This is a genomic window from Phaeobacter sp. CECT 5382, assembly GCF_001457775.1.
Lineage (GTDB): Bacteria > Pseudomonadota > Alphaproteobacteria > Rhodobacterales > Rhodobacteraceae > Pseudophaeobacter.
This window is the reverse complement of record NZ_CYSG01000006.1, coordinates 26677-51633: the sequence shown is the minus strand read 5'-3', so window position 1 is coordinate 51633 and position 24957 is coordinate 26677. Positions and strand designations below refer to the sequence as shown.

Below are 24957 nucleotides of genomic sequence, written 5' to 3'. Positions count from 1 at the left end.
CGACCGCATCTTTCGCAAATGGGCGTCAAAATACAGCTGACTTCGCCACCGCCAAAGCAGCCGCCAACCACCTATCATCTCAGAACATAGTGCTCGTCTTGACGATTTACACGCGCGCGAAGATTACTTCCGTCGCTCTTTCTCGGTCAAACGTGGCATGATTTCTACAAAATTGCAGGGCCGGTGACGATAATCCAGCTGCAGCGACAGGATTTCATCCCAGCCATCCTTGCAGGCACCAGGGCTTCCGGGCAGCGCAAACAGGTAGGTGCCACCGGCAACGCCGCCTGTGGCGCGCGACTGCACCGCCGAGGTGCCGATTTTTTTCATCGACACGATAGTGAAGACAGTGCCAAAGGCCTCGATCTCTTTTTCATAAACATCGCGATGCGCCTCGACCGAGACATCGCGCCCCGTAAGGCCGGTGCCGCCGGTGGAGATCACCACATCGATGGCGTCATCCGCGATCCAGGCGCGCAGCTGATCAGCGATATCGGCGCGCTCATCCGGCATGATCTTGCGATCCGCCAGAATATGCCCGGCCGCCTGCAGCCGATCCACCAGCACCTGCCCCGACCGGTCCTGCTCCAGACTGCGACTGTCCGAAACAGTGAGAATGGCGATGCGGACGGGGATGAATTCCATGGTTTCGTCGATACGTGACATAGGAGACCTCATGTCTTTTGCAAAAGCGCGAGCCTCAGGGCGAGGCCTGCAAAAATTCCGGCTGAAATACGCCCCAGCCAAACGGCCACCGCAGGCGAGCTGATCAGATGTCGCCCCGCCGTACCCGCAAAGATGCCGATCAGACCGTTGATGACAAAGCCCCCAAAGGCCAGCACCACATGCACCATGCTGCCGACCGAGATCCCGGCACTGGCCGCAATCGCCGGGCGCCGTCCGGACCGCAGCCCCTGACCAAGACAGAACATCATATCTGCTCCCGGTGTGAGGTTCAGCGCCAGGGCTGCGGGAACAAAGGCCAGCAGGCTGAGTGGGTCGATCACGGGGTCACCTCGAAAAAGCTTGGCTCGGGGCCGACATTGGCGGTTAGCGACTGACCGATGCGACCGCGAAAGCCCCAGCAATCATGGACATGGCCAAACAGCACCAGTTTCGGCTGCAGCCGCTGCACCGCCTTGAAAACCGACTTTGAGCCAACCGAATGCCCCTGCGAGGTCACGTCGCCCTGCCCTTTTGGCGGCGAATGGCTGATCAGAATATCCACCTGCGTGCAGCGCTCCAGCAAGAGATCGGCCTCGGCTTCGGACAGATCGCAAGACCAGCCGCCAAAGGGCGTTTCCGGCACGCCATACCCCAGACCAAAAAGCTGCAGCCCGTCGATCTCAACCCCCTCACCATGCAGCACAGTCATGCCCGGCAGAGCGGCAGCTCGCAGCTCATCCGCGCTTTCGGCATTGCCCGGCACGGTGACAAAGGGCGTCTTGATCCCGTCGAGCATCTGCATTGCCTGATCCAGCCCCTGACGCCCGTTGCAAAAGTCACCAGCACCGATCACCAGATCCGCCTGCGCACTGGCCGTGACCAGTGCTGTGGCATACGCCGCGGAAAGATGCAGGTCAGAGAAGGCCAGAATTTTCATCGCGAAATATCCCTAGTTTGGCGCGCCCAAGCGCGCCTTCAGTTCGAGCAGGTCCGCCCAGGCGGCCCGTTTCTGTTCCGGCTGACGCAGCAAGTAAGCCGGGTGGAACATCGGAATCACCGGCTTGCCCCAGGCCTGATCCCACTGACCACGCAGCCGACTGATGCCGCGTTTACCCAGAACCGCCTGACAGCTGATATTGCCCATCAGCACCAGAATATCGGGCTGAGCGAGCTCCACATGGCGCTCAAGAAAGGGCACCATCACGGCGATCTCTTCGGCCAGCGGATCGCGGTTCTGCGGCGGCCGCCAGGGCAGGACATTGGTGATATAGACATTCTGTTCGCGGCTCAGATCAATCGCCGCCAGCATCCGGTCCAGCATCTGCCCGGCGCGGCCCACAAAGGGCTTGCCCTGCTGGTCCTCGTCGCGACCGGGGGCCTCGCCGATCACCATCACCCGTGCACCGGGCTGGCCATCGCTGAACACCAAATTGCGCGCGCCCATTTTCAAATCACAATGCCGGAAATCCGCCAAGGCCTGGCGCAGAGACGGCAGTGCGGGGGCGGATTTGGCCACTTTGCGCGCCTCGGCTACCGGATCAACCGGTTTTGGCTTGGGCGGCGCAGGCGGCGGCATGCCGGGCTTTTGCGCCTCTTTCACCTTCGGCGCAGCGGCTTCCAGCTCATAGCGGTTGACCGGCGCTTCGCACAGCGCCTCGGTGGCGCCAAGCTCCACCTGCCATTCCAACAGCGCCTTAGCGCTCCAATAATCCAATGCCGATTCCATGCCCCAAGCTACCCTGCTGCGCGGTCGAGCGGAACTCCCCTAATGGATGCATATTTTCACGCTCTTTTTGCGGCCTCAGCTGTGATCCAAAGGGCGGCAATCTGTCCCCTGTTCCGGGGTTCATCAATGGCACAGCGTGCCTTGCTCGCTGGGGGCTTGCTGCCTATAAGGTCGAACAAACAGAGCGGAGCCTGCCCCCATGTCATCGCCCATGTCGTCGCCCACTTCAGCGCCCATCTCACCCGCATCCTTTGACCATCGCCATCTTTTGGGCATCGAGTCTCTCAGGCCACATGAGATCACCGCGATCCTGGATCTGGCTGACAGCTATGTCGACCTGAACCGCCGCCCGGAAAAACATTCAGATGCGCTGGCGGGACTCACCCAGATCAATATGTTCTTTGAAAACTCCACCCGCACCCAGGCGAGTTTCGAGATCGCCGGCAAACGACTGGGTGCCGATGTGATGAACATGGCGATGCAGGCCTCCTCGATCAAAAAGGGCGAGACCCTGATTGATACCGCGATGACGCTGAACGCCATGCACCCCGATCTGCTGGTGGTGCGCCACCCGCATTCCGGCGCGGTGGACCTGCTGAGCCAAAAAGTGAATTGCGCCGTGCTGAACGCGGGTGATGGCCGCCACGAGCACCCGACGCAGGCGCTACTCGACGCCCTGACAATTCGCCGTGCCAAAGGCCGTTTGCATCGCCTGAACATCGCCATCTGCGGCGATGTCGCCCATAGCCGGGTGGCGCGGTCAAACCTGATCCTGCTGGGCAAGATGGAAAACCGCATCCGTCTGATCGGCCCGCCAACACTGGTGCCCGGACAGTTTGCCGAATTCGGCGCCGAAATCTACGACGACATGCGCGAAGGCCTGAAAGACGTCGACGTGGTGATGATGCTACGCCTGCAAAAAGAGCGCATGGATGGCGGTTTCATCCCCTCTGAGCGCGAGTATTTCCACCGCTATGGGCTGGACGCCGAAAAGCTGTCGCATGCCAAACCCGACGCCATCGTCATGCATCCCGGGCCGATGAACCGCGGCGTTGAAATCGACGGCACCATCGCCGACGACATCAACCGCTCGGTCATTCAGGAACAGGTCGAGATGGGCGTCGCGGTGCGCATGGCGGCAATGGATCTCTTGGCGCAAAATCTGCGCAAATCCCGCTCTGATGCGGCGGCAGGTTGATCTGATGTCGGATGTGATTCAAATCCCGGCGGGCGAGCGCGGTGTAATCCGGGTGTTTGATCTGGATATGCCCGCCGAACAGGCCAAATTCTTGCGCGAACCCGGAGCGCTCGCTCAGGTGTTGGGGATCCCCGAGATCGATCTGGAGCACGTGGAAATCTTCCCGATCTCTGATCTCGAAGAGCTGGGGCTGGCGGGCTATCTGATCCAGGGGTGCGGCATCGCCGAGGCTGAGATCACTCCAGACCGCGCCAAACTTGAAGCGATCAAGGGCCATGTGTTGCTGCTGCGCTCGCGCGCCTTTGACGGGGCCGAGATGCGCCTGACGCCCGCTGCGCCAATCACCCTTGTTGCCAGCTACGGTGAGCGGGCGATCAACTGGAGCGCGCCACCGATGCCCGAGACCGCCTCCAGCAAGCCCTATTCCGCCGCCCCGACCAGCCCGCGCGCCGCGCGCGATCAAGCCCGCCGTATCGGGGCCAGCCTGTTTGCGGTGGTCATGGGGCTGATCCTACTCTTGCTTTTTGTTGTGGTGTTCTGAGATGGATGTGATCGAATTCAACCCCAATCGCAGCGCTTATATTCGCGCCCATGCCTGGATGGCGGCCCTGGCTATGACTGCGGGCATGGGGATCCTCTGGGCCATGGGTAACCCGCATGTCTGGACTGGCGCAATTGGTGGTCTGGCGGCCATTGCCCTGCGCGGCTGGTACATGATGAGCGAGGAGCTGGCCGTGGTCTGGCGCGTTCAAGATGGCGCGCTCAGTGGTCCTGCCGAGCGTCATGTGCTGCTAAATCAGATCGAGGCGGTCAAAACCATGGGCAGCTACGTGCAAGTGATCACCAAAACTGGCGACAAGCACCTGATCAAATACCAGTCCTCTCCCGGCACCACAGTTGCGGCGCTAGAGCACGCCATCGAAAGGCCCGTTGCATGACCCTTCTTTTTACCAACGCCCGCCTGATCAACCCCGAGGCCGGAACCGACAGCCTCGGTGCGCTGCTGGTTCAGGATGGAAAGATTGCCGAAACCCTGCCCGAGGGGACGGAGCCAGCGCAACTGTTTCGTGCGCGAAACATTGATGCCAGCGCCGTCGAAATCATCGACTGCGGCGGTAAATGCCTGGCACCCGGCATTGTCGATATTGGCGTCAAGGTCTGCGAGCCGGGCGAGCGCCACAAGGAAAGCTACAAGACTGCTGGCCTCGCCGCTGCTGCTGGCGGTGTGACCACCATCGTCACCCGCCCCGATACCGCCCCCGCCATCGACAGCCCGGAAACCCTGGAGTTTGTCACCCGCCGCGCCCAAGAGGATGCGCCAGTGCATGTGCTGCCCATGGCCGCCCTGACCAAGGGGCGCGCCGGGCGCGAGATGACCGAAATCGGCTTTTTGATGGATGCCGGCGCTGTGGCATTTTCCGACTGCGATCATGTGGTCAGCGACACCAAAGTGTTCTCCCGCGCGCTGACCTATGCCAAAAGCTGTGGCGCCTTGGTGATTGCCCATCCACAGGAGCCGCTGCTGAGTGCAGGTGCTGCGGCCACCTCGGGCAAGTTTGCCGCTCTGCGGGGCCTGCCTGCGGTTTCGCCCATGGCCGAACGCATGGGGCTGGACCGTGACATCGCGCTGCTGGAAATGACCGGCGCCAAGTATCACGCCGACCAGATCACCACCGCCCGCGCCCTGCCCGCACTGGAACGCGCCAAGGCAAACGGGCTCGACATCACGGCTGGCACCTCGATCCACCATCTGACCCTGAACGAGCTGGACGTGGCGGATTATCGCACCTTCTTTAAGGTGAAACCGCCACTGCGCTCGGAAGAGGATCGTCTGGCCGTGGCCGAAGCGGTGCGCACCGGGCTGATCGACACGATTTCGTCGATGCACACACCGCAGGATGAAGAAAGCAAACGCCTGCCTTTCGAGGAAGCCGCCGCCGGTGCCGTGGCGCTGGAAACCCTGCTGCCTGCCGCCATGCGCCTGTATCATGCTGACCTACTGGATCTGCCGGTACTGTTTCGCGCGTTGGCGCTGAACCCGGCAAAACGGCTTGGTCTCGCCTCGGGTCGGCTTGCAGCTGGCGCACCTGCCGATCTGGTGCTGTTTGACCCCTATCTGCCCTTTGTGATGGACCGCTTCCAGCTGAAGTCAAAATCGCAAAATACCCCCTATGATGGGCAGCGCATGCAAGGCAGGGTGCTGGCAACCTATGTCACCGGTACGCCGGTCTATCGGAGAGACTGAAGAATGCCCCTGATCGAAGCAACCCTGCCCATCCTGCTGCTTTGGGCCGTGATAGGCTATCTGCTGGGCTCTATCCCCTTTGGACTGGTGCTGACCAAGGCGATGGGGCTGGGCAATCTGCGCGAAATCGGCTCGGGCAATATCGGCACCACCAATGTGTTGCGCACCGGAAGCAAGGCCGCCGCGGCCGCGACACTGATCCTGGATGGCGGCAAGGGCGCGGCGGCGGTGCTGCTGGCGCGTTTTCTGGCCGGCGAAGATGCGGCGCAACTGGCCGGGTTGATGGCCTTTCTCGGCCATTGTTTCCCGGTCTGGCTGCGGTTTCAAGGCGGCAAGGGGGTCGCGACATTCCTTGGACTGATGCTCGCGCTGGCCTGGCCCGTGGGGATTGCCTGTTGCCTGACCTGGATCGCAACCGCAGCCGTCAGCCGAATTTCGTCGCTAAGCGCTTTAATTTCAGCCCTGGCGGCACCGCTTTGGGCCTATCTGCTGCACTATGAGACCAGCATTGCGCTGACAGCACTACTGGCAGCCATCGTTTTCTGGCGTCATGGCGCCAATATCGCACGGTTGCGCACCGGGACCGAACCGCGCATTGGGCAGAAATGATAGCCAGGAGGGTAAATAGATAGGCAAGACAAGGCAGAAGCAAACAAAAGGGCCGATGACATTTCACCTGCTGCTTCTGCCGTTGAGCAGCCAACCCGTGATCCGGTTGTCGCCCAGGTCTCCGCAAGTCTGTTGACCATAAGCTACCAAGTGGCTTTGACCTCAATACATACCCCCCGTCCAGCTCTGCTTTTCCGTCATCCTCCGAACACAGTAACGCCTCTCCCCTAGAAGGCCTTGCCTAGACACCTTTGGCTTAAGCTGCTCTTGCCCAACGTACGCTGCGCTCCACTCTTTCACGGAACGACCGGGCTGTTCGTTCTCTCATCGACCTTGCTTTGGCGTATAAATGCCCCGCGTTCGCGGCCCCCGTTCCTTCTGTCCGCTGTGTGCCATCAAGACAACGTGATGGCGAAGTTCTGCGCATCAGCGCACAGCGACTATGGGCTACTGCATCATCAAAAACAGTTTGATTGAACGTGATCGCCCCCCTCCCCACTTCGGTTTCGTGATGGCCACACAGGCCCCACTCTACACGTTGAACCACCGGCCGGCTGAGGAACAAACAGCTGGAGCCGGCTATGAAAAGGAAGAGACAGATGAACAAATTCAAGACACTGCTGGGCGGCGTGGCGCTTTCTGTTGCAATGGCAACTTCGGCATTGGCCGCAGGCGTAGAAATCAACGCATCCTCCACAGGCCTCGCAATGCAGGGCTATGACCCCGTCGCATATTTCACCGACGGCGCCCCCTCAAAAGGCAGCTATAAAATCACAACTCTTTTCAATGACGCGACCTACCGCTTTGCCTCGGAAGAGAACAAAGCGCAGTTTGAGGCCAACCCCGAAGCATATCTGCCCGCCTACGGCGGCTACTGCGCCTTTGGCACCGCCATGGGCTTCAAGTTCGACGGCGATCCAAACCACTGGAAAATCGTCGACAATGTTCTCTACCTGAACCTGTCCCAGGACATTCAGGAACGCTGGGAAGGTGACATTCCGGGCATGGTGAAAAACGCCGACACCAACTGGAAAGACATCGCAGACGTAGAACCCGCAGTTCTCCAGCAGTAACCTCTTTGCAGGGATATTCCTGACAAAGGCAAAACAAGACCCGGCGGTGAGGCAGCTCATCGCCGGGTTTTCTATGTCCTGCACTGCGGCAGTCCGCCCCCGGTTTGACCTGTGCACTGACTGGTGATTACTGACTGGCGGCTATTGACAGGCTTGTGACAGGAGCATGAGAGCCCAAGCAGATCAGCGCAACCAATTGCGCGTTCCGAGGTTTCACCAAGGCTGACTTCGGCCTATCAAGGTGGGACCGAAACGCGGCAGCGCATTGCCAGCCCGGACCAAGCCATCCTCGGCACAATCCGGCCCCAGGACTTAGTCAAACCCGTGACAGCACCCAAACGAATCCCCCAGGCCGAGCGACGCCAGAAAATTCTGGATGCGGCCCGGCAGATATTTGACGAAACCGGCAACATCGATGTCGGCCTGCGCGCCATCAGTGCCCGAACCGGGCAGACCACAGGGGCGATTTACAACCTGTTTTCCGGCAAAGACGCCATCTATGCGGCCTTGCTGCAAGAAAGCCTGAGCAACCTGCATCAACACGTCGCCGCCGCAGCCCAGTCCAAGCCGGACCCCAGATCAGCCCTGCGGGCCGCCGCCACCGCATTTTTCCTGTACTACCACCAGAACCTGTTTGAACAGCGACTGGGGCTTTATCAGTTCGAAGACGGCAAGAAGACAGGCCTGGGGCAAGACGCGGACAAGATATTGAATGATCTGCTGGCCCAAACAATCGCTGAGTTCGAGGCCTGTTTTGCCCAACTGTCTCCGATCGCCGTGTCGCCGCTCTCTCCGGTTAGCGACGCCAAAGATCTGTCTCATGCCCTGACCGCCGCCCTGATCGGTATTGGCAGCATGACGACGCTACGTCGGGATCAATCCCTCAACACCAGCGGCCAAAAGCTCGTTGACACAACGCTCAACGCCTTCTTATCTGGATTTCAGTAACACTGTTATTGAAATGGAAATACCCCATGTCCGTCGACATCGAAAAGGAAGGTCCCGTCTGGACCATCATCAACAACCGTCCCGAAGCGCGCAACGCGATGGATACCGAACATGCCGAAGCTCTCTTCGAGGCCTTTCAGGACTTTGAGGACAGCGATGCCGCAGTTGCCGTACTCTGCGGCGCAGGCGACAGCTTTTGTGCTGGCTGGGATCTGCTCCTGGCCGCCACACTGTCTGATCCGGTCAAACGAGAGGCTTATCTGCAGCGTCTTGCCATACCCATAGGTTCCGCCCCGGTCGGAGCCGGAGCGCTGGGGCCGTCCAGAATGGAGCTCTCCAAACCGGTCATTGCCGCAATCGAGGGCCCTGCAGTCGCCGGTGGCATGGAGCTGGCGCTCTGGACTGACATCCGCATCATGGGCGATACGGCGTATCTTGGGGTGTTCTGCCGCCGCTGGGGTATTCCACTTCTTGACGGCGGCACCCTGCGCCTGCCGCGTCTTGTGGGCCAGGGACGCGCGCTGGAAATTGCCATGACCGGTCGAAAGGTTCCGGCTGAGGAATGCGAACGGATTGGCCTGGCGGAACGGGTCGTCCCCGAAGGTCAGGCGCGGGCCACAGCGGAAAACCTCGCCCATGAGATCGCCCGCTTTCCTCAGGATGCAGTGCGGGCTGATCGTCGTTCAATCATTGAAAGCCGCGGCATGCCGACCCGTCAGGCGCTGCAGCTGGAGTGGGCCAACGGTGTCGATGCCCTGCGCAGCCAAGGTACTCTTGGCGCAGGCAGGTTCCGCGACGGTGCCGGGCGGCACGGGAATTTTGACGACATCTAACGGATCTGAGGCGCGATCCAACTCTGCCAGGTCAGTTAGAGCTGGTCAGTGCCGGTCAGGTTGGATCAAATTGGTTCCGGTTTGCGCCTCCAACACTGACCACCGGCCCCAAAGCTATCAGCGCCGCTCAGACCAACAGAGGCAAGAAAAAGGGGCGTCTCAGCGGCGCCCCCTTTTTTGTCTTTTAGCCTTTAGTAGCTGTAGTCAGCGTAGATCCGGGTCAGATCACCGCCCCAGTCGCCCTCATAGCGCTCCAGCAGTTCATCCGCCGGCACTTTGCCGCTTTCCAGACTGTCTTTCAGCGCATTCAGGAAATGGGTCTCATCGGGCACCAGACCACCAGCACCGGGGCGGGCCCGCGCCTTCAGACCACTTTCAGAAATCGCGACCACTTCACGCGCGAGATCATGCATCTTGATGCCGTTGACTTCAGCCTGCAGGGCATCACGTGAGGCCGCAACGCGCAGCTCTTCGCGGGTCTCGGCGTCCCAGCCTTTGACCAGATCCCAGGCCGCATCCAATGCTGACTGATCATAGGTCAGGCCAACCCAAAAGGCAGGCAATGCACAGAGACGTCGCCAAGGGCCGCCATCCGCGCCGCGCATCTCCATGTATTTCTTGATCCGTGCCTCCGGAAAGGCAGTGGTCAGATGGTCGGCCCAGTCAGACATGGTGGGGGTTTCACCGGGCAGCGCAGGCAGTTTTCCTTGCAGGAAATCGCGGAAGGACATGCCCAACGCGTTGATATATTCGCCGTTCCGGTAAACAAAATACATCGGCACATCGAGCGCATATTGCACGTAGGCCTCAAAGCCAAACCCCTCGTCAAAGACAAAGGGCAACATACCTGTGCGGCTGTCATCCAGATGCCGCCAGATCTTGCTGCGCCAGCTCTTATGCCCGTTGGGCTTGCCCTCAAAGAATGGCGAGTTGGCAAATAGCGCTGTCGCCACCGGCTGCAGCGCCAGCGCCACGCGCAGTTTTTGCACCATGTCGGCTTCAGAGCCAAAGTCGATATTGACCTGCACCGTGGTGGTGCGGCGCATCATGTCGCGCCCCATTGTGCCCACTTTGGTCATGTAGTCGTTCATCAGACGATAGCGGCCCTTGGGCATCAGCGGCATCTCGTCATGGCTCCAGATCGGAGCCGCACCCAAACCGATGAAGCCAACGCCGATCTTATCTGAGATATCCTTGACCTCGCGCAGGTGGGTGTTCACCTCGTCGCAGGTCTCGTGGATGGTCTCCAGCGGGGCGCCCGATAGTTCCAGCGCGCCGCCCGGCTCCAGGCTCACGTTGGCGCCGTCTTTTTCCAGCCCGATCAGCTTGCCGCCTTCGGTGACAGGGGCCCAGCCATAGCTGTCGCGCAGCCCTTCCAACACGGCCACGATCGAGCGCTCCCCCTCAAAGGGCAGCGGCTTCAGCGTGTCTTTGCAATAGCCGAACTTCTCGTGCTCGGTGCCGATGCGCCATGCATCGCGCGGCTTGCAGCCACTGGCGAGATATTCAGCCAAATCTTCGTGGCGTTCGATGGGTCCGCCGCCGGACTGGGGAATGGACATGCCGGGCACTCCGTCCTGTAGGGTTGTCTTGGGAGATCAGTCGTGAGCGGAATCACAACCAGTGTCAATGCAGCCTGTGATGCGCCGGACGGCTGGGAGCGCGTTCCCAGATCACGACCTGGTGAGGGCCGTCGCGCCGCAGCTCGGCCAGCATCCGCTCGGTCTTCAGACCCGGCAAAGCTGCAAAGACATCAAACAACGCTTCGTGCCCTTCAGCATTGACCGGAATGGCCAGCGCCGGCTGGCCGGGCTGCTCCAACACCCAATGCGGTGGCTTGGCAGTATGATCCAGCCGCAACCGCTCCAGTTCGGAGGTGGCAACAGCGCCGCCGGTGAGTGGGCCGAAATAGGCAATCTGCCCCTCGTCCACCTGCACCACACCCGCGCCCCCGGCACCAAGACGAAACCGCAGCCGCTGCGCGCCGATCACCGCGACAACCAAGCCGCTGACCACCAGCGCCCAGCCGGTGGCTTCCGTCACCCCAAAGGAGGTATAGGCCCATTTCAGCCCCACCAGCAGCATCACGGCCGCAACAATCAATTCGCGCCAGCGCCAGATCGTGGCGCGGGCCTCGGGGCGAATGAAACTCATGATGGACCTCCGATGCGGATTGCAGGGTCAAAATTCACGATACGGTAGCTGCCGATCCGGGCAAAGCCAATCGCCTCATAGGCACGGGCCGCGGCAGGGTTGGCAGCAAAGAGGATCGCCTCTGTGATACCTGTTTCGCGTGCTTCAGCCAGATGCAGGGCCACGGCCTGGCGGGCATAACCCTGGCCGCGCAGCTGCGGCGGCGTATAGACGCCGCCAACCTGCACAATCGCAGGCAAAGCTGCATTGAAGTTGGTCATAGCAACCGAAACACCATCGCGCTCCAGTACCCGCAGACGGTCTGCCGCCAGCAGTTCCTGCAGGCTCTCAGCAGCCCTGTCCCGGTTTTCGGCGCTGTCGCGCGCGCCCAGGATTTCAATCTCGGAGGCCATGCGCCATTCGGTCAACAGGCCAAGATCATCCCCTGTTGCCGCACGCAATTGGCCCGGGCCACCGGGCAGCCGCAGATCCGAAAGGAGTAGTCGGTAATGCGGCTCTGCCTCATCCATGACGGCCTCGTGGCAGGGCAGATCCAGCGCTGCCATCAGATGCGCCACCTGGTCTTCGGCCCCGTTCAGCCCCAACAGGTGACGCCCCGACAGCGCCGCCCGGATCATTGGATACTGCGCAGGTGTCAACGTGGGGGCCTCGAACACCACGTAGCCAGCAGCGGCATAGCCGATCACATTGGTGATTTCCCCCAAGGCCTCGCTCAGCCAAAGCGTCATGGATTTGCCGTGATCGCCTGGATGGCCAGAATAACCAGTGCTCAAGCCCTGATCGCGCAGATTGCTCGACAGGAACATCGAGGTCGTCAGCCGTGAGGCAAGAAAGGCTCTGACCGCGGGAAGATCTGCCTCGCAGGCACGGCGCAGCATTACCAGTCACCCAGCGACTGCTGCCACAGGGTCATGGCTGCAACGGCGGCGGTATCGGCGCGCAGGATGCGCGGGCCAAGGCTGACCACATGGGCCTGTTCCATCGCGTGCAGCCGTTTGCGCTCCTTGTCGGAAAAGCCGCCTTCGGGGCCGATGAGAATGGCCCAGGGGGCGGCACTGTGGGTTTGTGCAGCCAGTTGCAGTGCATTGCCAACTTCGGCCTCGTCGCAGAACATCAGCTGGCGCTCTGCGGGCCAGTGGTCCAGCAGCTGCGACAGTTTCTGCAAATCACAAACTTCGGGCACATAGGTGCCACCGCATTGTTCAGCAGCCTCAACCGCGTGCGCCTGCAAACGCTCCTGACGGATGCGTTCGGAATTGGTATATTCCGTCCCCACCGGCAAAATGCGCGCAGCTCCCATCTCGGCGGCCTTTTCGACGATAAAATCCGTGCGCGCCTTTTTGATCGGGGCAAACAACAACCACAGGTCCGGCGGCATCTGCAAAGGCTTACTCTGCGCCACACAGGTCAATGTGCCGCCGCGTTTGCCGGCCTCGGTGATTTCGGCCTGCCATTCACCATCAACGCCATTGAACAGCGCCACATGCCCGCCCAGAGCCTGCCGCATCACCCCAAATAGGTAATGCGCCTGATCCCGTTCCAGAGGAATGGATTGCCCTGCACCCAAAGGGTGCTCTACATACAGTCTGATTTTTGCACTCATGAGGCCCTACATATGCAAGATGAAGCGTCAAAACCAGATGGTCAGGTCGCGGATGCGGTCAAAGGCAATTGGGTTGATCAAATTGCACCAGAGTGGAGCCGCCCCTATCTGCGGCTCAGCCGGGCCGATCGCCCCATCGGCACCTGGCTGTTGCTGATCCCCTGCTGGTGGGGGCTAGCGCTGGCTGTGTTGTGGGATGGAAACCTGCGCTGGGAAGACGCCTGGATCGCCATTGCCTGCGCCATGGGGGCCTGGCTGATGCGCGGTGCGGGCTGCACCTGGAACGATATCTCGGACCGCAATTTCGACGGCGCCGTTGAACGCACCCGGTCGCGCCCGATCCCGTCGGGACAGGTCTCTGTGCGCGGTGCTGTGATCTGGATGGGCCTGCAGGCGCTGATTTCTTTTGGTATCCTGCTGACGTTCAACCGGATGGCGATCTCGATGGGGATCCTGGCGCTGCTGCCGGTGGCGATCTATCCCTTTGCCAAAAGATTCACCTGGTGGCCGCAGATATTTTTGGGCCTTGCCTTCAACTGGGGCGCGCTTTGGGCCTGGACGGCCCATACTGGGGCTTTGCACTGGCCCGCCGTTTTTCTGTATCTTGCCGGGATCTGCTGGACGCTGTTTTACGATACCATCTATGCCCATCAGGATACCGAAGATGACGCCCTGATCGGAGTGAAATCCACCGCCCGGCTGTTTGGCACAGATACCCCCACCTGGCTGCGCCGCTTTATTGTTGGCACCGTCAGCCTGATGGCCTTTGCCATCATTCTAGCGCTGGATCTGGAGGGCAACTACTGGGCTTTGGGGCTGGCGCTGGTCGGTCCCTGGGCCATGGGGTGGCATATGACCTGGCAATTGCGGATCTTTGATGCCGATAACAACCAGCGACTGCTGCAACTTTTCCGGCTTAATCGCGATACCGGCTTGATTCCGCTTATTTTCTTCATTCTGGCTGCCTTCACCTGATTGAATAGCTGCGCTGCGCCCTTTAGACAGGTTGCAGATTTTTCGAGGAATGGCTGATCTATGCGCTTGTCTTCGCTTTTGGTTCCGACCCTGACCTTTGCCGCGGCGGCAGGGGTTTGCCTGATTGCCGCCAGCTTTGCTGTCAGCGCCGTCGAGCGCAACAGCGAGATCGCGATGCGCCGCGCCCTGGACGAAGGCAATATGGGCTGGGCCGAAGTCACCGCTGACGGTCTGCGGGTCGTTTTGGAGGGTACCGCCCCGGATGAGGCCACGCGCTTTGCTGCCCTGTCGCTCGCCGGGGGCGTTGTCGATGCCGCCCGGGTCATTGATGACATGTCCGTCACCCCCTCCAAAGGCATTGCACCACCACGGTTTTCCGCCGAGATCCTACGCAACTCCAGCGGCATATCCATCATCGGCCTGATCCCGGCGGCCTCGTCCCGTACCAATCTGGTAAAACAGCTCAACGGATTGAGCGCTGCAGGTCAGGTCGCCGACCTGCTGGAAACTGCCAGCTACCCGGAACCCAAAGGCTGGGCCGTGTCGTTGCGCTATGCTGTGGCTGCCCTGGAGCTGCTGCCGCGCGCCAAAATTTCCGTTGATGCGCAGTCGGTCAAGATCACCACCATGGCAAAATCGGCTGCCGCAAAGGATCTTTTGCACGAGCGCCTGACCCGGCTGGCGCCCCCCGAGGTGAAACTGACCCTCGATATCGTTGCAGCGCGCCCGGTCATTACCCCCTTTACGCTGCGCTTTTTGATTGATGACTCTGGTGCACGCTTTGATGCCTGCTCTGCCGAAAGCGACGCAAGCCGCGCCCGTATTCTGGAGGCCGCCCGCGCTGCCGGGCTGGAAGGCAAAGCAGACTGTGTGATCGGCATGGGCGTGCCCTCGCCAAATTGGGCCCGCGCCGCCGAGCTGAGCATCAGTAGCCTTGCGACATTGGGCGCAGGGTCAGTCACCATCGCCAATGCCGACATCACCCTCGTCGCCAAAGATGGCACGGCTCCTGAACTCTTCGATAAGGTCGTAGGAGAGCTGGAAAACGCCCTCCCTGAGGTCTTTGCCCTGCATGCGGTCCTACCGGTTCCCGAAAGCGACAGCGCCGTCGGCCCACCGGAGTTCACCGCCACGCTCAGCCCCGAAGGCCAGGTGCAGCTGCGCGGCCGCATCAACGATGAGATCTCGCGCGATATCACCAGCAGCTATGCGAAGGCGCGCTTTGGCTCCGCCCAAGTTCATACGGCGACACGTGTGGTTGCCGATCTGCCTTCCGACTGGCCGGTGCGGGTTCTGGCGGGTCTCGAGGCGCTATCGCATCTGGAGCGCGGCTCGGTATCCGTCACCCCGGACAATCTGCGCCTGCGCGGGATGAGCCACCAGGAAGACACCCTGGCCGAGATTTCGGGCTTTTTGGCGGCCAAACTGGGTGAAGCTGAAAGCTACGAGCTGGCACTGACCTACGAAGAGCCCCCTGCCCCCAAGGATCAACCCTTGAGCGCTGAACTATGTGCCGCGCAGCTGTCCGCCGTGCAGCGCGACACCGGCAAGATCAGTTTTGAGCCTGGATCGGCGACTGTGGCTGCAGGCAGCCGGGGTGTGTTGGATCGAATTGCCAACATCCTGGAACGTTGCGGCCAGATCCGTTTGGAAATTCAGGGTCATACCGACAGCCAGGGGCGCGAGGCGATGAACCAGACGCTTAGCCAGGCGCGGGCGCAGTCGATCCTCAATGAGTTGCGTGCCCGGCGCATTCGCACTTCGGCCTATATTGCCACCGGCTATGGCGAAAGCCAGCCAATTGCGACCAATGACAGCGAAGAGGGGCGTGAGGCCAATCGGCGGATCGAGTTCCATCTGATCCTGCCCGAGACCACGCAGGACGGCGAAACCACCCTGGACAGCGCAGCTGCCAGCAGCGCGCCTCCGACAGAAGACGACAGCACAAGCAGTACTGACCAGGAGACTTCAGGACAATGACCAGAGCCGAGTTCATCCTCACCACCGCCATCATCCTGTTTGCCGCCTTTGCCATGGGCTGGTTTGCCAACTGGCTGGTGCATCGCTTTACCCGCGTGCGCCAAAGCGATGTTGCTGATCTCGACCGGATGAGCCAGGAGCTGCATGAGGCCGAAGAGACCCGCGATCAGGCAATCACCTACCTACAACAACGCGAAGCAGAGCTGACCAATCAGCTGACCCAGACCGAGGCCGAGCTGCGCGCCGCCATGGACGGGCTGCGTGATGCCCGTCGCGAAGCCGAAGAGCTGCGCAACTATTACCAGCAACAGGATTGAGACCCGGCACGGCACGGATCCACAGTTGCCCTGCCACCTCTGCCTGCGCGACACTCCCGCGCGGCGCTCACCCTTTCCAGTTCATCGCTCAACAAGGGGCGGCTCCCGCGCCCTCAGCATGGCCCAGGCCATTCTGAAAGGCCTTGGGCCTGGCGCCTCGCTTGACAGCGAGGCGCTTTACCGTGCCATCGCGCCGTTCCATTTCACCATTCCGGCTCAGCGCGCCATCGCAAGTTCCGTTTCACAACAAGCCTCGTCAGGACAGACGTCATAGGCCGTGACCTGATCCCTGGTCCGGACATCCTTGTCAGAGTTGGGCCCAGCCCCCCCAACAAACCTCATCTGCCAAAAATTTAACGACCAGAATAAATCGACCAGAATTTGGCAGGCAATATTTGACGTTGGCAGGCGTTAAGTCACAAGAGTTTGAAAAGCCGCAATTGCGCAGGGCTTGGAACACTGCCGCTTAGCAAACCGGCATGCAGCCTGGCGATCAGGCTCAGTGCGAAGCACTGAGCGCGGCCCAACTGTGCAGGTACATTCTTTGAATGTTGCCGGAACAGGCGGGAGCCCACCGCTGGCATTTGGTAAGTCAAACCGTTTGAACCCAGCCCAGTCTGTACTACCCCGGCCTGAACCAATCAATCCTGCCTGAGCCCCCCTGGCCTAGCGAAGCCTGAGCCGCAGGCCCCAAACCTAAGCCCGAAGCCAGACAGACTGACAGACTACCACCGTTTCAATGCATCCTCGTCGGCATCTTTGGCCGCAACCCAGTCAGCTTCGCCATCTGCAAGGATCTCTTTTTTCCAGAAGGGCGCTCGGGATTTCAGGTAATCCATCAGAAACTCCGCCGCCTCAAACGCGTCTTTCCGGTGCCGCGCCGCTGTCGCTACCATCATGATCCGCGCTCCGGGCACCAGGCGGCCGTAGCGATGGATCACCAAAGCATCCGCCAGCGACCAGCGGCTGATGGCCTCCTGTGCGATCGCCTCCAGAGCCTTCTGTGTCATCGCCGGGTAGTGTTCGATCTCCATCGCCACCAGCCCACCTGCATCCGCATCCCGCACCACACCGGTAAAGGTTACGATCGCGCCAGCCTCGGGCACAGAGGCGGCAAAGGCATCACTTTCTGCACCTAGATCAAAACCCGCTTCCTGGACCTGAACGCGCATCGCTTCAGCCTCCGGTCATCGGTGGGAAAAAGGCAACTTCACGCACCCCGGCGAGAGAGGCGTCAAAATCCGACAGCTCCTGATCCAAAGCCACCCGCAGCGCTGAAAGATCGGCAAAGGCTGCCGCATAGCGTTCTTCGCGCGCCGCCAGCTCTGTCACCAGATCGGCCACGGTTGCGGCAGAGGTTTCCACCTGTTCACGCGGCAGGCCGATGCGTTCGCGCACCCAGGCAAAATAAACAATATCCATCATCTGTTCTCCTTTAGGTACGGCAGCGCCTTACGCATGTAGTCTGCCCCAGTGATCAGTGTCAGCGCAGCAGCGATCCATAGCAGAACAAGGCCCAACAAACCGGTCCAACTGATTGCCGCAACTTTCCATCGCAGACCAACCTCATCGCTCACCAATCCCTCCAGCACTTGCTGGCGCAGCAATTCGTCCATCCCCAGCGAAGACATCACTGCATGGTGTTCAAAGATCCCCTGCGAGAACAGCGTTGCAATGGCAACCATCTGCGTCGTGGTCTTCCATTTTGCCAGTTTGGTCACCTTGAGCGTCCCTGCGGTATCGCCAAGAAATTCTCGCAAGCCCGACACAAATACTTCGCGAAACAGAATGACCGTGGCAGGCAGTACCAGCCAAGGCGTCCAGTGTTCGGCGGCATAGCCCACCAAGATCATCAGGGCGATCACCACCATCGCCTTATCGGCGATAGGGTCCAGCATCGCACCGATCTTGGTTTCCTGTTTCCAGGCGCGGGCCAGATAGCCATCAAACCAGTCGGTGATCGCTGCCGCGACAAACAGGATCAGCGCATACCAATCCGCCAGCGGGCGCGAAAAATAGAGAAACATAACGGCGAGACCCGGTGCCGCCAGCAGGCGCACCACAGTCAGGATATTGGGCAGGGTCCATTTCATGGACCAGACCCTACATTGCGCCTTTCAAACATAAAAGACGGATATGGCACTTTCCCGGCGGGAAAGCGCACGCTGACCTGGGACAGGCCCCGCCCCCGCCAGCAGGCAAGGAGCGCAAGACTGCGTTCCAAAGGCATGCCCCGGCTCAGAACAGCTCGCGTAGCATGCCCTTTTCATAGGCTGCCAGCTCGCCGGTCTTCCCGGCGGCCACTTGCTTCGCCCAATCGGGGTTGGCAATCAGAGCCCGGCCGACGGCAACAAGATCAAATTCATCGCGGGAGATCCGCTCCAACAGATTGTCGATGCTGGCAGGCTCAGCCTCGTTGAACTCCACAAAACCATCTTCAGGCAGGAAATCCGCGTTCAGCCCGACACTGCCAACCGTGATCGCAGGCTTGCCCGTCAGTTTGCGGGTCCAGCCCGCCAGATTAAGGTCGCTGCCCTCGAATTCGGGCTCCCAGAAGCGACGGGTGGAACAGTGAAAGATATCCACGCCTGCCTCGGCCAGCGGCATCAGGAAGTCCTTCAGCGCCTCGGGTGTTTCGCAAAGGCGCGCGCTGTAATCCTGTTGTTTCCACTGCGAGTAGCGGAAGATGATCGGGAAATCTTCGCCAACGGCGGCGCGCACTGCGCGGATAATCTCAAGCGCAAAGCGCGAACGCTGCGCCAGATCACCGCCATAGCCATCATCGCGCTGATTGGTACCATCCCAGAAAAACTGATCAATCAGATAGCCATGGGCGCCGTGCAGCTCGATGGCATCAAAGCCAATCGCCTTGGCATCTGCCGCGGCCTTGGCAAACGCCGCCACCACGTCATCGATATCCTGCTGTGTCATGGCGTGGCCGGTGACCTTGCCCGGTTTAGCCATGCCGCTGGGGCTGTGGCCGGGTGTGTCGCCACCCGGCATCACACCAGGACGGCGAATGGCCCCCACATGCCAAAGCTGCGGCGCGATCTTGCCCCCCGCCGCGTGCACGGCATCCACCACTTTTTTCCAGCCAGCCAGCGCCGCGTCCCCGTAAAAGGCCGGCACATTGGGATAGCCGCTGGCGGCGGCGTGATCGACAAAGGTGCCTTCGGTGATGATCAAGCCGACATCGCCTTCGGCGCGGCGGCGATAGTAGTCCACCACTTTACTATTGGGGACATTGCCCGGCGAATAGGTGCGCGTCATCGGCGCCATGGCAATCCGGTTCTTCAGGCTAAGCTTGCCCAGATCAACGGGGCGAAACAGAGTGTCGACTTGGGTCAAAACGCATTCCTTTTTCTCAACAATCCATGGCGGCTCAGAGCGGCCCGGGGCCACCAGATGCGGGGTTCGACCCTAGCAGTCATAATCAGAACAGAACGAGTGACTTTAGGTCAAAAACTGCTGTGACCCAGCGTCCCAGAATGTGACCCGGCGTTATCTCTGAGAAACCGGGACTTATCCCTTGTCGTGAAAGAAATCATAGATGGTCTCTGCCAGCGCGCTGGAAACCCCATCAACCGCCTTGAGATCGGCCAGATCGGCGCGGCTGACGGCCTTGGCGCTGCCAAAATGGGTCAACAGCGCGCGTTTGCGCGAGGCCCCAACACCGGGTACCTCGTCCAATGGGGTGGCACCAATCGCCTTGGCGCGTTTGGCGCGATGGGTGCCGATGGCAAAGCGATGGGCCTCGTCGCGCATCCGCTGCACGAAATAGAGCACTGGATCATTGCGCTGCAATGCAAAGGCGTTTTCGCCCAGCCGGTGGAATTCCTCTTTGCCATGGTCGCGATCAACACCTTTGGCGACGCCCACCATGGGAATATCCTCGACACCATGTTCGGCCATGATCTCGGCCACAGCGCTCACCTGCCCGGCGCCACCGTCGATCAGCAACAGATCCGGCCAATGGCCCTTGTCACGGTCGGGGTCTTCTTTCTTCAACCGGGAAAACCGCCGGTTCAGAACCTCTTTCATCATGCCAAAATCATCGCCCGGCACCAGATCATCGCCGCGGATGTTGAACTTGCGATAGGCGTTCTTCATAAAACCCTCAGCGCCGGCCACGATCATCGCCCCCACCGCGTTGGTGCCCTGGATGTGGGAGTTGTCATAGACCTCAATCCGCTGCGGCGGCGCCGACAGGCCAAAGGCTTCGGCGATCCCTTTCAGCAGTTTGGTCTGGGTGGCACTTTCGGCCATGCGCCGCGCCAGGCTTTCGCGGGCATTGCGCACAGCCCCCGCGACCAGCTCGGTCTTTTCCCCGCGCAGCGGCACCAGGATTTCCACCCGGCGCTCCGCCTTGCTGGCCAGCGCGTCTTCCATCAGGTCGGTGTTTTCGATGGCATCTGACAGGATCAGTTGCCGGGGTGGCTCCTTATTGTCGTAGAACTGGCCCAGAAAGGCCTCCATCACTTCGGCCGGGCTCATATCGGCGTCCACGCGGGGGTAGAAATCCTGATTGCCCCAGTTCTGATTGGCCCGGATAAAGAACACCTGCACACAGGCCTGCCCGCCCTCCATGTGCAGCCCGATGATATCGGCCTCGGCAACCCCGCGCGGGTTGATACCCTGGCTCGACTGCACCTGCGTCAGCGCTTTAATCCGGTCGCGCAAAGCGGCGGCACGTTCAAACTCCATCTCCTCTGAGGCCTTCATCATTTCCTCGGCCAATTCTTCCTGAATTTTGGTGGAGCGCCCGGACAGGAAGCGTTCAGCATCGCGCACCGCCAGGCTGTAATCCGCCTCGGAGATTTCCCCAGTGCAGGGCGCCGAGCAGCGCTTAATCTGATATTGCAGACAGGGGCGCGTGCGGCTTTCAAACATCGCATTGGAACAATTGCGCAGCAAAAATGCCTTTTGCAGCTGATTGAGGGTCCGGTTCACCGCACCCGCGCCGGCGAAGGGGCCAAAATAGCTGCCCTTCTGTTTGCGCGCGCCGCGATGTTTTTTGATCTGCGCAAAGGCGTGATCCTTGGCAACCAAAATACTGGGAAAGCTTTTGTCATCCCGCAACAGCACGTTGTATTTGGGCTTCAGCTGCTTGATCAGGTTCTGCTCCAGCAGCAGCGCTTCGGTCTCGGTACGTGTCGTCAGGAACATCATCGTGGCGGTCAGCCCGATCATCCGCTCAATCCGAGGGCTATTGCCGGGGCGTGCATAGTTCGACACCCGAGCCCGGAGATTGCGCGCCTTGCCAACATAAAGCACCCGGCTTTCCGCATCGAGCATGCGATAGACACCGGGTGAGGCATCCAGTGTCTTTACGTAGTCCTGGATCACGGCATAGCCGGTTCTGGCTGGGCCAGTTTCCGCTGAATTTGGGTGCTGTTCTGTCATGTCCCTAGACATATGATTCCCTGCGCCTGCCTGCAATGTCGCAGGTCCGAAATCAAGACCTGAACAAATCCACCATCCTTGTGGATAAGTATGGAGATATCTTTGGGCTATCCCCGGTTTTCCCTTATTTCAGGGCAAAAATTCACTTTTGCTTAATTTTTAGGCAATTATGTAACCACTTGTTTTAAATGGTAAATTTTTTACACTGCGGACAAGTTTTTGAAAACAAAGACTCTTTTGTAACGGATCCGTGACGACAGAGCCCTAGGTGCACAACTTTCCTTTAGGTCATCTGAGTGACCTGCCAACCGGCTGTCTAGTCGCCTTGATTTTCCCAGCCCAGATGCTGGCCGCTATCGACGCAGATGAGCTGCCCGGTCACTGCCGGTGCGGACAAAAGATAGCCAAGCGCTGCTGTGATATCCTCGCAGTTGACCCCCCTTTGCAAGATGGTGCTGGCACGCTGTCTGGCAAAATCTTCGACGCTTTGATGCTGGTTGGCCAGGGTTGGCCCCGGTCCAATTGCATTGATGCGAATCTGCGGTGCCAGTGCCTGTGCCGCGGTCTGTGTCAGCGTCCAGAGCGCCGATTTCGCCAGCGTGTAGGTCATAAAATCAGGCGACAGATTGCGCACCCGCTGGTCGATCATATTGACCACCAGCCCCCAGGCACGCGGCTCATTGTTTGCATCCGAGACCAGCGGCACATCCTGATCCGCCATCGCCTGGATCAGCGCAAAAGGCGCGCGCAGATTGCTGTCGAAATGACGATTCCAGCTGGTGGCTGTTGCGCTTTGCAGCGTGTCCGCTTCAAAAATCGACGCGTTGTTGACCAGACAGGTGATCGGCCCTTCCAGGGCCTCTGACGCTGCCGGTAGCAATGCCGCCGTGGCCGATGGCGACAACAGGTCGGCCTGCAGGGTGACAGCTCGCCGTCCCATCTGCCGGATCTCTAGCGCGACCGCCTCGGCTTCTTGGGCGGAGCGGTCGTAGTGCACCGCAAGGTCAAAACCTTCCTGCGCCAGTTTCAGCGCCATGGCGCGCCCCAGGCGCTTGCCTGCTCCGGTTACCAATGCTTGCATGGGCCTGCCCCTCTTGTCGCGCCACTGCTGATCCAGCCTGACCTGATCCGGCCTGGGCGATCAGAACAGGATGACTGCCAGATAGGCTACATAAAGCCCTGTCAAAATGAAGCCCCAAAGTCGGGTGATGTCCTGTTTCAGGAACACAAAGGGGATCAGCAGCAGCGAGGCTGCCAGCATGACCCAGAGATCGAACTGCAGGAATTCAGGATCCACCGAAATCGGTCCGACAAAGGTCGCGATCCCGATGATTGCCAGCAAGTTGAACATGTTGGAGCCGATGACATTGCCCAGCGCCACGTCTGCCTGTCGCCGCAGCGTCGCCATCACCGTGGTGGCCAGCTCAGGCAGCGAGGTGCCGATTGCCACCAGCGTCAGGCCGATCACCGTCTCGCTGATGTGATACATCCGGGCGATGGTGGTGGCATTGTCGACCAGCAGATCCGCGCCCAGCGGCAAGCCAACCAGACCCAACCCAAGGTAAAGTGCAATGCGCCAATATGGCATGTTGGGGTCAGCTTCCTCCAGCCCCTCCAGATCGTCGAGATCCTCTGCCTCTCCGGCGCAGCCATTGCGGCGGTGCTCGCGGGCTTCGCGAAAAGCCGCGAGCAGGAACAGAGTGAGGGCCGTAAGCAGGACCAGTCCCGACCAGATTGTCAGCGTTCCGCAGAATGCCAGCGCGATGAACAGAACAGACGCCAGCAACATATAGACATAGTTCTTGCGGGTGCTGCACTGACTGGTGTGCAGTGTCGCAATGATCGCCGGGATACCAAGGACCAGCAGGATATTGGCGGTGTTGGATCCCACCACGTTGCCCAGCGCAATGCCGTCAGCGTTTTCATGCACGGCGTTGATGGCGATCAGCAGTTCTGGCGCTGAGGTGCCAAAGGCCACAATCGTCAGGCTGACGATCAGGGCAGGCACGCCTAGGCGCAGTGACAGGTTCACAGCCCCACGCACCAATGCGTCCCCCGCCAGAAGCAGGATTACCAACCCCAAAGCACAGAGCAGCCAAGGCATCATTTACGTGGTCCTTTTAACTTGCAGCCACAGGGGCCCTTGCCGATCTTGAAACGCCCACAAGAGGGGCAGCGCGCCGATTGCAGACGCTTTTGCCCCGGAAAGGTAAATTTTCCGAACATGGCCAAAACCGCCATGATGACCAGAAACAGGGTGACGATCTTGAAAATCACCTCAGAGACCAAAACGGGCAAATTCCGCCCGCTCCTCGATCCCCATCATGGCCTCTTGTGCGACCTGCAGGCCAAAGCGGCTCAGGAAAGGTCTTTTGACGCCGTAGCGGCGCAGTTTCACCTTGTCGCCAAAGCGCGCCTTGAGCGCTGGTTTCAGATGGCCAATGCCGTCGATCAGCCCCAGCTCGGTGGCTCGTTTGGCCAGCCAGACCTCGCCAGTGAACAGCTTGTGGCTGCCGTCCAGCTTGTCGCCACGCCGTTCGGTGATGTAGTCGATGAAATTCTCGTGGATATCGCCGAGCAGGCCTTTCAGCCGTTCGACATCCTCAGGGTTTTCGGCGCGGAAAGGATCCAGCATGGATTTGCTTTCGCCAGCCGTATAGACCCGGCGTTCGACCCCGTGGCGTGCCAGCAATTCATGTGCGCCAAAGCCCGACGAGATCACACCGATGGAGCCAAGGACAGAACTGGCATCGGCCCAGATTTCATCCGCCGAGGCCGCAAGCCAGTAGCCACCGGAGGCGGCGACATCTTCGACGAAGGCAATAACCGGCACGTCTTTTTCCGCCGCCAGTCGTCGGATCCGCGCGCCAATCAGCGAGCTTTGCACTGGCGAACCGCCCGGAGAATTGATCTCCAGCGCCACCGCAGCGGGCTTGCCTTTGCTAAAGGCAGCCTCCAGCACCGGGGCCAGGGTTGCATCATTGAGCGAGCCGCGCCCGGCCATGCCGATGGCGCCCGCAAGGCGTACAACAGAGACGAGAGGCGGTTTTTTTACAAAGGGTATGCGCAGCATCATGGCGCCGATGTAGATGGCCCATGGGGGTGAAACAAGGGAAGCCGCGACGGAAAGGCTGAGGAATCAAAAAAGTGAAGAGCACTGGGCAAATATGCAACGCTCTGACAGAGACGCGGCGGCAGGCGTACGCATGACGCCCACCCCGGCGCTA

Annotated in this window: 29 protein-coding genes; 12 read left to right on the top strand and 17 right to left on the bottom strand. The window is 60.3% G+C overall.

Annotated elements, in window-relative coordinates; genetic code table 11:
* Positions 1 to 123: 123 nt before the first annotated feature.
* Genes moaB through PH5382_RS08230 form a run of 4 tightly spaced genes read right to left on the bottom strand, consistent with a single transcriptional unit; the run spans position 124 to position 2392 of the window.
* Positions 124 to 666: a molybdenum cofactor biosynthesis protein B gene (gene moaB, locus PH5382_RS08245; protein WP_058333894.1), complete on the bottom strand. Its 543-nt coding sequence runs from the start codon at positions 664 to 666 to the stop codon at positions 124 to 126.
* 8 nt (positions 667 to 674) lie between these two features.
* Positions 675 to 1007, bottom strand: coding sequence for a LysE family transporter (locus tag PH5382_RS08240; protein ID WP_058333893.1), 333 nt, complete (start codon positions 1005 to 1007; stop codon positions 675 to 677).
* Positions 1004 to 1603: a metallophosphoesterase family protein gene (locus PH5382_RS08235; protein WP_058333892.1), complete on the bottom strand. Its 600-nt coding sequence runs from the start codon at positions 1601 to 1603 to the stop codon at positions 1004 to 1006. The genes PH5382_RS08240 and PH5382_RS08235 overlap by 4 nt, the downstream gene beginning before the upstream one ends.
* Before the next feature lie 12 nt (positions 1604 to 1615).
* Positions 1616 to 2392: a uracil-DNA glycosylase gene (locus PH5382_RS08230; RefSeq protein ID WP_058333891.1), complete on the bottom strand. Its 777-nt coding sequence runs from the start codon at positions 2390 to 2392 to the stop codon at positions 1616 to 1618.
* 211 nt (positions 2393 to 2603) lie between these two features.
* On the opposite strand from PH5382_RS08230, the gene PH5382_RS08225 reads away from it, so the two are divergent.
* The 8 genes from PH5382_RS08225 (at position 2604) to PH5382_RS08190 (ending at position 9298) form a co-directional block, all read left to right on the top strand.
* A complete protein-coding gene (locus PH5382_RS08225; protein WP_058334045.1) occupies positions 2604 to 3590 on the top strand; it encodes an aspartate carbamoyltransferase catalytic subunit in 987 nt (328 codons plus the stop codon).
* A 4-nt stretch (positions 3591 to 3594) separates the two neighbouring features.
* Positions 3595 to 4131, top strand: coding sequence for a hypothetical protein (locus PH5382_RS08220; RefSeq protein WP_058334044.1), 537 nt, complete (start codon positions 3595 to 3597; stop codon positions 4129 to 4131).
* Position 4132: 1 nt separating this feature from the next.
* Positions 4133 to 4528, top strand: a complete 396-nt coding sequence (locus PH5382_RS08215) for a hypothetical protein (RefSeq protein WP_058333890.1) — start codon at positions 4133 to 4135, stop codon at positions 4526 to 4528.
* A complete protein-coding gene (pyrC, locus tag PH5382_RS08210; protein WP_058333889.1) occupies positions 4525 to 5835 on the top strand; it encodes a dihydroorotase in 1311 nt (436 codons plus the stop codon). Before PH5382_RS08215 ends, pyrC begins: the two co-directional genes overlap by 4 nt.
* A 3-nt stretch (positions 5836 to 5838) precedes the next feature.
* Positions 5839 to 6444, top strand: a complete 606-nt coding sequence (plsY, locus tag PH5382_RS08205) for a glycerol-3-phosphate 1-O-acyltransferase PlsY (RefSeq protein ID WP_058333888.1) — start codon at positions 5839 to 5841, stop codon at positions 6442 to 6444.
* A gap of 599 nt (positions 6445 to 7043) precedes the next feature.
* On the top strand, positions 7044 to 7517 hold the full coding sequence (locus tag PH5382_RS08200) for a YHS domain-containing (seleno)protein (RefSeq protein ID WP_058333887.1): 474 nt from the start codon (positions 7044 to 7046) through the stop codon (positions 7515 to 7517).
* Positions 7518 to 7841: 324 nt separating this feature from the next.
* Positions 7842 to 8465, top strand: a complete 624-nt coding sequence (locus tag PH5382_RS08195) for a TetR/AcrR family transcriptional regulator (RefSeq protein WP_058333886.1) — start codon at positions 7842 to 7844, stop codon at positions 8463 to 8465.
* Positions 8466 to 8491: 26 nt separating this feature from the next.
* Positions 8492 to 9298, top strand: coding sequence for a crotonase/enoyl-CoA hydratase family protein (locus PH5382_RS08190; RefSeq protein WP_058333885.1), 807 nt, complete (start codon positions 8492 to 8494; stop codon positions 9296 to 9298).
* Positions 9299 to 9489: 191 nt separating this feature from the next.
* Here the strand turns inward: PH5382_RS08190 and PH5382_RS08185 are convergent, their stop codons facing one another.
* The 4 genes from PH5382_RS08185 to PH5382_RS08170 all read right to left on the bottom strand — a co-directional run bounded on the left by PH5382_RS08185 (position 9490) and on the right by PH5382_RS08170 (position 13055).
* Complete coding sequence (locus tag PH5382_RS08185) at positions 9490 to 10860, bottom strand: glutamate--cysteine ligase (RefSeq protein WP_058333884.1); 1371 nt, start codon at positions 10858 to 10860, stop codon at positions 9490 to 9492.
* A gap of 64 nt (positions 10861 to 10924) precedes the next feature.
* A complete protein-coding gene (locus PH5382_RS08180; protein ID WP_058333883.1) occupies positions 10925 to 11452 on the bottom strand; it encodes a hypothetical protein in 528 nt (175 codons plus the stop codon).
* Positions 11449 to 12330: a GNAT family N-acetyltransferase gene (locus PH5382_RS08175; RefSeq protein ID WP_058333882.1), complete on the bottom strand. Its 882-nt coding sequence runs from the start codon at positions 12328 to 12330 to the stop codon at positions 11449 to 11451. The genes PH5382_RS08180 and PH5382_RS08175 overlap by 4 nt, the downstream gene beginning before the upstream one ends.
* On the bottom strand, positions 12330 to 13055 hold the full coding sequence (locus PH5382_RS08170) for a 16S rRNA (uracil(1498)-N(3))-methyltransferase (protein WP_058333881.1): 726 nt from the start codon (positions 13053 to 13055) through the stop codon (positions 12330 to 12332). Before PH5382_RS08170 ends, PH5382_RS08175 begins: the two co-directional genes overlap by 1 nt.
* 12 nt (positions 13056 to 13067) lie before the next feature.
* Between PH5382_RS08170 and ubiA the strand changes: the two genes are divergently transcribed.
* The 4 genes from ubiA (at position 13068) to PH5382_RS19985 (ending at position 16601) form a co-directional block, all read left to right on the top strand.
* Entirely contained in the window at positions 13068 to 14030 is a 963-nt protein-coding gene (ubiA, locus tag PH5382_RS08165) for a 4-hydroxybenzoate octaprenyltransferase (RefSeq protein WP_058333880.1), read from the top strand.
* Between the two features lie 60 nt (positions 14031 to 14090).
* Positions 14091 to 16010 (top strand): OmpA family protein, encoded by a 1920-nt coding sequence (locus PH5382_RS08160; protein ID WP_058333879.1) that lies wholly within the window; start codon positions 14091 to 14093, stop codon positions 16008 to 16010.
* Positions 16007 to 16327 (top strand): hypothetical protein, encoded by a 321-nt coding sequence (locus PH5382_RS08155; RefSeq protein WP_058333878.1) that lies wholly within the window; start codon positions 16007 to 16009, stop codon positions 16325 to 16327. Before PH5382_RS08160 ends, PH5382_RS08155 begins: the two co-directional genes overlap by 4 nt.
* Before the next feature lie 118 nt (positions 16328 to 16445).
* Positions 16446 to 16601 (top strand): hypothetical protein, encoded by a 156-nt coding sequence (locus PH5382_RS19985; RefSeq protein ID WP_197410023.1) that lies wholly within the window; start codon positions 16446 to 16448, stop codon positions 16599 to 16601.
* 451 nt (positions 16602 to 17052) lie between these two features.
* On the opposite strand, the gene PH5382_RS08150 is transcribed toward PH5382_RS19985, so the two are convergent.
* From PH5382_RS08150 to PH5382_RS08110, 9 genes are all read right to left on the bottom strand, one after another.
* The gene (locus PH5382_RS08150) at positions 17053 to 17499 is read right to left on the bottom strand and encodes a molybdenum cofactor biosynthesis protein MoaE (protein ID WP_058333877.1); all 447 of its coding nucleotides are present in this window, start codon (positions 17497 to 17499) and stop codon (positions 17053 to 17055) included.
* A 4-nt stretch (positions 17500 to 17503) separates the two neighbouring features.
* The gene (moaD, locus tag PH5382_RS08145) at positions 17504 to 17749 is read right to left on the bottom strand and encodes a molybdopterin converting factor subunit 1 (RefSeq protein ID WP_058333876.1); all 246 of its coding nucleotides are present in this window, start codon (positions 17747 to 17749) and stop codon (positions 17504 to 17506) included.
* Complete coding sequence (pgsA, locus tag PH5382_RS08140) at positions 17749 to 18420, bottom strand: CDP-diacylglycerol--glycerol-3-phosphate 3-phosphatidyltransferase (protein ID WP_058333875.1); 672 nt, start codon at positions 18418 to 18420, stop codon at positions 17749 to 17751. Before pgsA ends, moaD begins: the two co-directional genes overlap by 1 nt.
* 145 nt (positions 18421 to 18565) lie before the next feature.
* The gene (locus tag PH5382_RS08135; protein ID WP_058333874.1) at positions 18566 to 19675 is read right to left on the bottom strand and encodes an NADH:flavin oxidoreductase; all 1110 of its coding nucleotides are present in this window, start codon (positions 19673 to 19675) and stop codon (positions 18566 to 18568) included.
* A gap of 174 nt (positions 19676 to 19849) precedes the next feature.
* Complete coding sequence (gene uvrC, locus PH5382_RS08130) at positions 19850 to 21730, bottom strand: excinuclease ABC subunit UvrC (RefSeq protein ID WP_058333873.1); 1881 nt, start codon at positions 21728 to 21730, stop codon at positions 19850 to 19852.
* Positions 21731 to 22046: 316 nt separating this feature from the next.
* Complete coding sequence (locus tag PH5382_RS08125) at positions 22047 to 22847, bottom strand: SDR family oxidoreductase (protein ID WP_255354099.1); 801 nt, start codon at positions 22845 to 22847, stop codon at positions 22047 to 22049.
* 24 nt (positions 22848 to 22871) lie between these two features.
* A complete protein-coding gene (locus tag PH5382_RS08120) occupies positions 22872 to 23837 on the bottom strand; it encodes a calcium/sodium antiporter (protein ID WP_058333871.1) in 966 nt (321 codons plus the stop codon).
* Positions 23834 to 24007: a hypothetical protein gene (locus tag PH5382_RS20120; protein WP_058334043.1), complete on the bottom strand. Its 174-nt coding sequence runs from the start codon at positions 24005 to 24007 to the stop codon at positions 23834 to 23836. The genes PH5382_RS08120 and PH5382_RS20120 overlap by 4 nt, the downstream gene beginning before the upstream one ends.
* 1 nt (position 24008) lies before the next feature.
* Positions 24009 to 24806 carry a S49 family peptidase gene (locus tag PH5382_RS08110; protein ID WP_058333870.1) on the bottom strand — a complete coding sequence of 266 codons (798 nt, stop codon included), beginning with the start codon at positions 24804 to 24806 and terminating at the stop codon, positions 24009 to 24011.
* Between the last annotated feature and the right edge of the window lie 151 nt (positions 24807 to 24957).

Bases quoted from the DNA above. Each gene is read 5' to 3' on its own strand.
- plsY (WP_058333888.1), top strand. From the start codon at position 5,839: ATGCCCCTGATCGAAGCAACCCTGCCCATCCTGCTGCTTTGGGCCGTG.
- PH5382_RS08180 (WP_058333883.1), bottom strand. From the start codon at position 11,452: ATGAGTTTCATTCGCCCCGAGGCCCGCGCCACGATCTGGCGCTGGCGC.
- PH5382_RS08200 (WP_058333887.1), top strand. From the start codon at position 7,044: ATGAACAAATTCAAGACACTGCTGGGCGGCGTGGCGCTTTCTGTTGCA.
- pyrC (WP_058333889.1), top strand. From the start codon at position 4,525: ATGACCCTTCTTTTTACCAACGCCCGCCTGATCAACCCCGAGGCCGGA.
- PH5382_RS08160 (WP_058333879.1), top strand. From the start codon at position 14,091: ATGCGCTTGTCTTCGCTTTTGGTTCCGACCCTGACCTTTGCCGCGGCG.
- uvrC (WP_058333873.1), bottom strand. From the start codon at position 21,730: ATGACAGAACAGCACCCAAATTCAGCGGAAACTGGCCCAGCCAGAACC.
- PH5382_RS08110 (WP_058333870.1), bottom strand. From the start codon at position 24,806: ATGATGCTGCGCATACCCTTTGTAAAAAAACCGCCTCTCGTCTCTGTT.
- PH5382_RS08190 (WP_058333885.1), top strand. From the start codon at position 8,492: ATGTCCGTCGACATCGAAAAGGAAGGTCCCGTCTGGACCATCATCAAC.
- PH5382_RS08150 (WP_058333877.1), bottom strand. From the start codon at position 17,499: ATGCGCGTTCAGGTCCAGGAAGCGGGTTTTGATCTAGGTGCAGAAAGT.
- ubiA (WP_058333880.1), top strand. From the start codon at position 13,068: ATGCAAGATGAAGCGTCAAAACCAGATGGTCAGGTCGCGGATGCGGTC.
- PH5382_RS08235 (WP_058333892.1), bottom strand. From the start codon at position 1,603: ATGAAAATTCTGGCCTTCTCTGACCTGCATCTTTCCGCGGCGTATGCC.
- moaB (WP_058333894.1), bottom strand. From the start codon at position 666: ATGTCACGTATCGACGAAACCATGGAATTCATCCCCGTCCGCATCGCC.
- moaD (WP_058333876.1), bottom strand. From the start codon at position 17,749: ATGGATATTGTTTATTTTGCCTGGGTGCGCGAACGCATCGGCCTGCCG.
- PH5382_RS08120 (WP_058333871.1), bottom strand. From the start codon at position 23,837: ATGATGCCTTGGCTGCTCTGTGCTTTGGGGTTGGTAATCCTGCTTCTG.
- pgsA (WP_058333875.1), bottom strand. From the start codon at position 18,420: ATGAAATGGACCCTGCCCAATATCCTGACTGTGGTGCGCCTGCTGGCG.
- PH5382_RS08175 (WP_058333882.1), bottom strand. From the start codon at position 12,330: ATGCTGCGCCGTGCCTGCGAGGCAGATCTTCCCGCGGTCAGAGCCTTT.
- PH5382_RS19985 (WP_197410023.1), top strand. From the start codon at position 16,446: ATGGCCCAGGCCATTCTGAAAGGCCTTGGGCCTGGCGCCTCGCTTGAC.
- PH5382_RS08225 (WP_058334045.1), top strand. From the start codon at position 2,604: ATGTCGTCGCCCACTTCAGCGCCCATCTCACCCGCATCCTTTGACCAT.
- PH5382_RS08155 (WP_058333878.1), top strand. From the start codon at position 16,007: ATGACCAGAGCCGAGTTCATCCTCACCACCGCCATCATCCTGTTTGCC.
- PH5382_RS08170 (WP_058333881.1), bottom strand. From the start codon at position 13,055: ATGAGTGCAAAAATCAGACTGTATGTAGAGCACCCTTTGGGTGCAGGG.
- PH5382_RS08220 (WP_058334044.1), top strand. From the start codon at position 3,595: ATGTCGGATGTGATTCAAATCCCGGCGGGCGAGCGCGGTGTAATCCGG.
- PH5382_RS08185 (WP_058333884.1), bottom strand. From the start codon at position 10,860: ATGTCCATTCCCCAGTCCGGCGGCGGACCCATCGAACGCCACGAAGAT.
- PH5382_RS08215 (WP_058333890.1), top strand. From the start codon at position 4,133: ATGGATGTGATCGAATTCAACCCCAATCGCAGCGCTTATATTCGCGCC.
- PH5382_RS08230 (WP_058333891.1), bottom strand. From the start codon at position 2,392: ATGGAATCGGCATTGGATTATTGGAGCGCTAAGGCGCTGTTGGAATGG.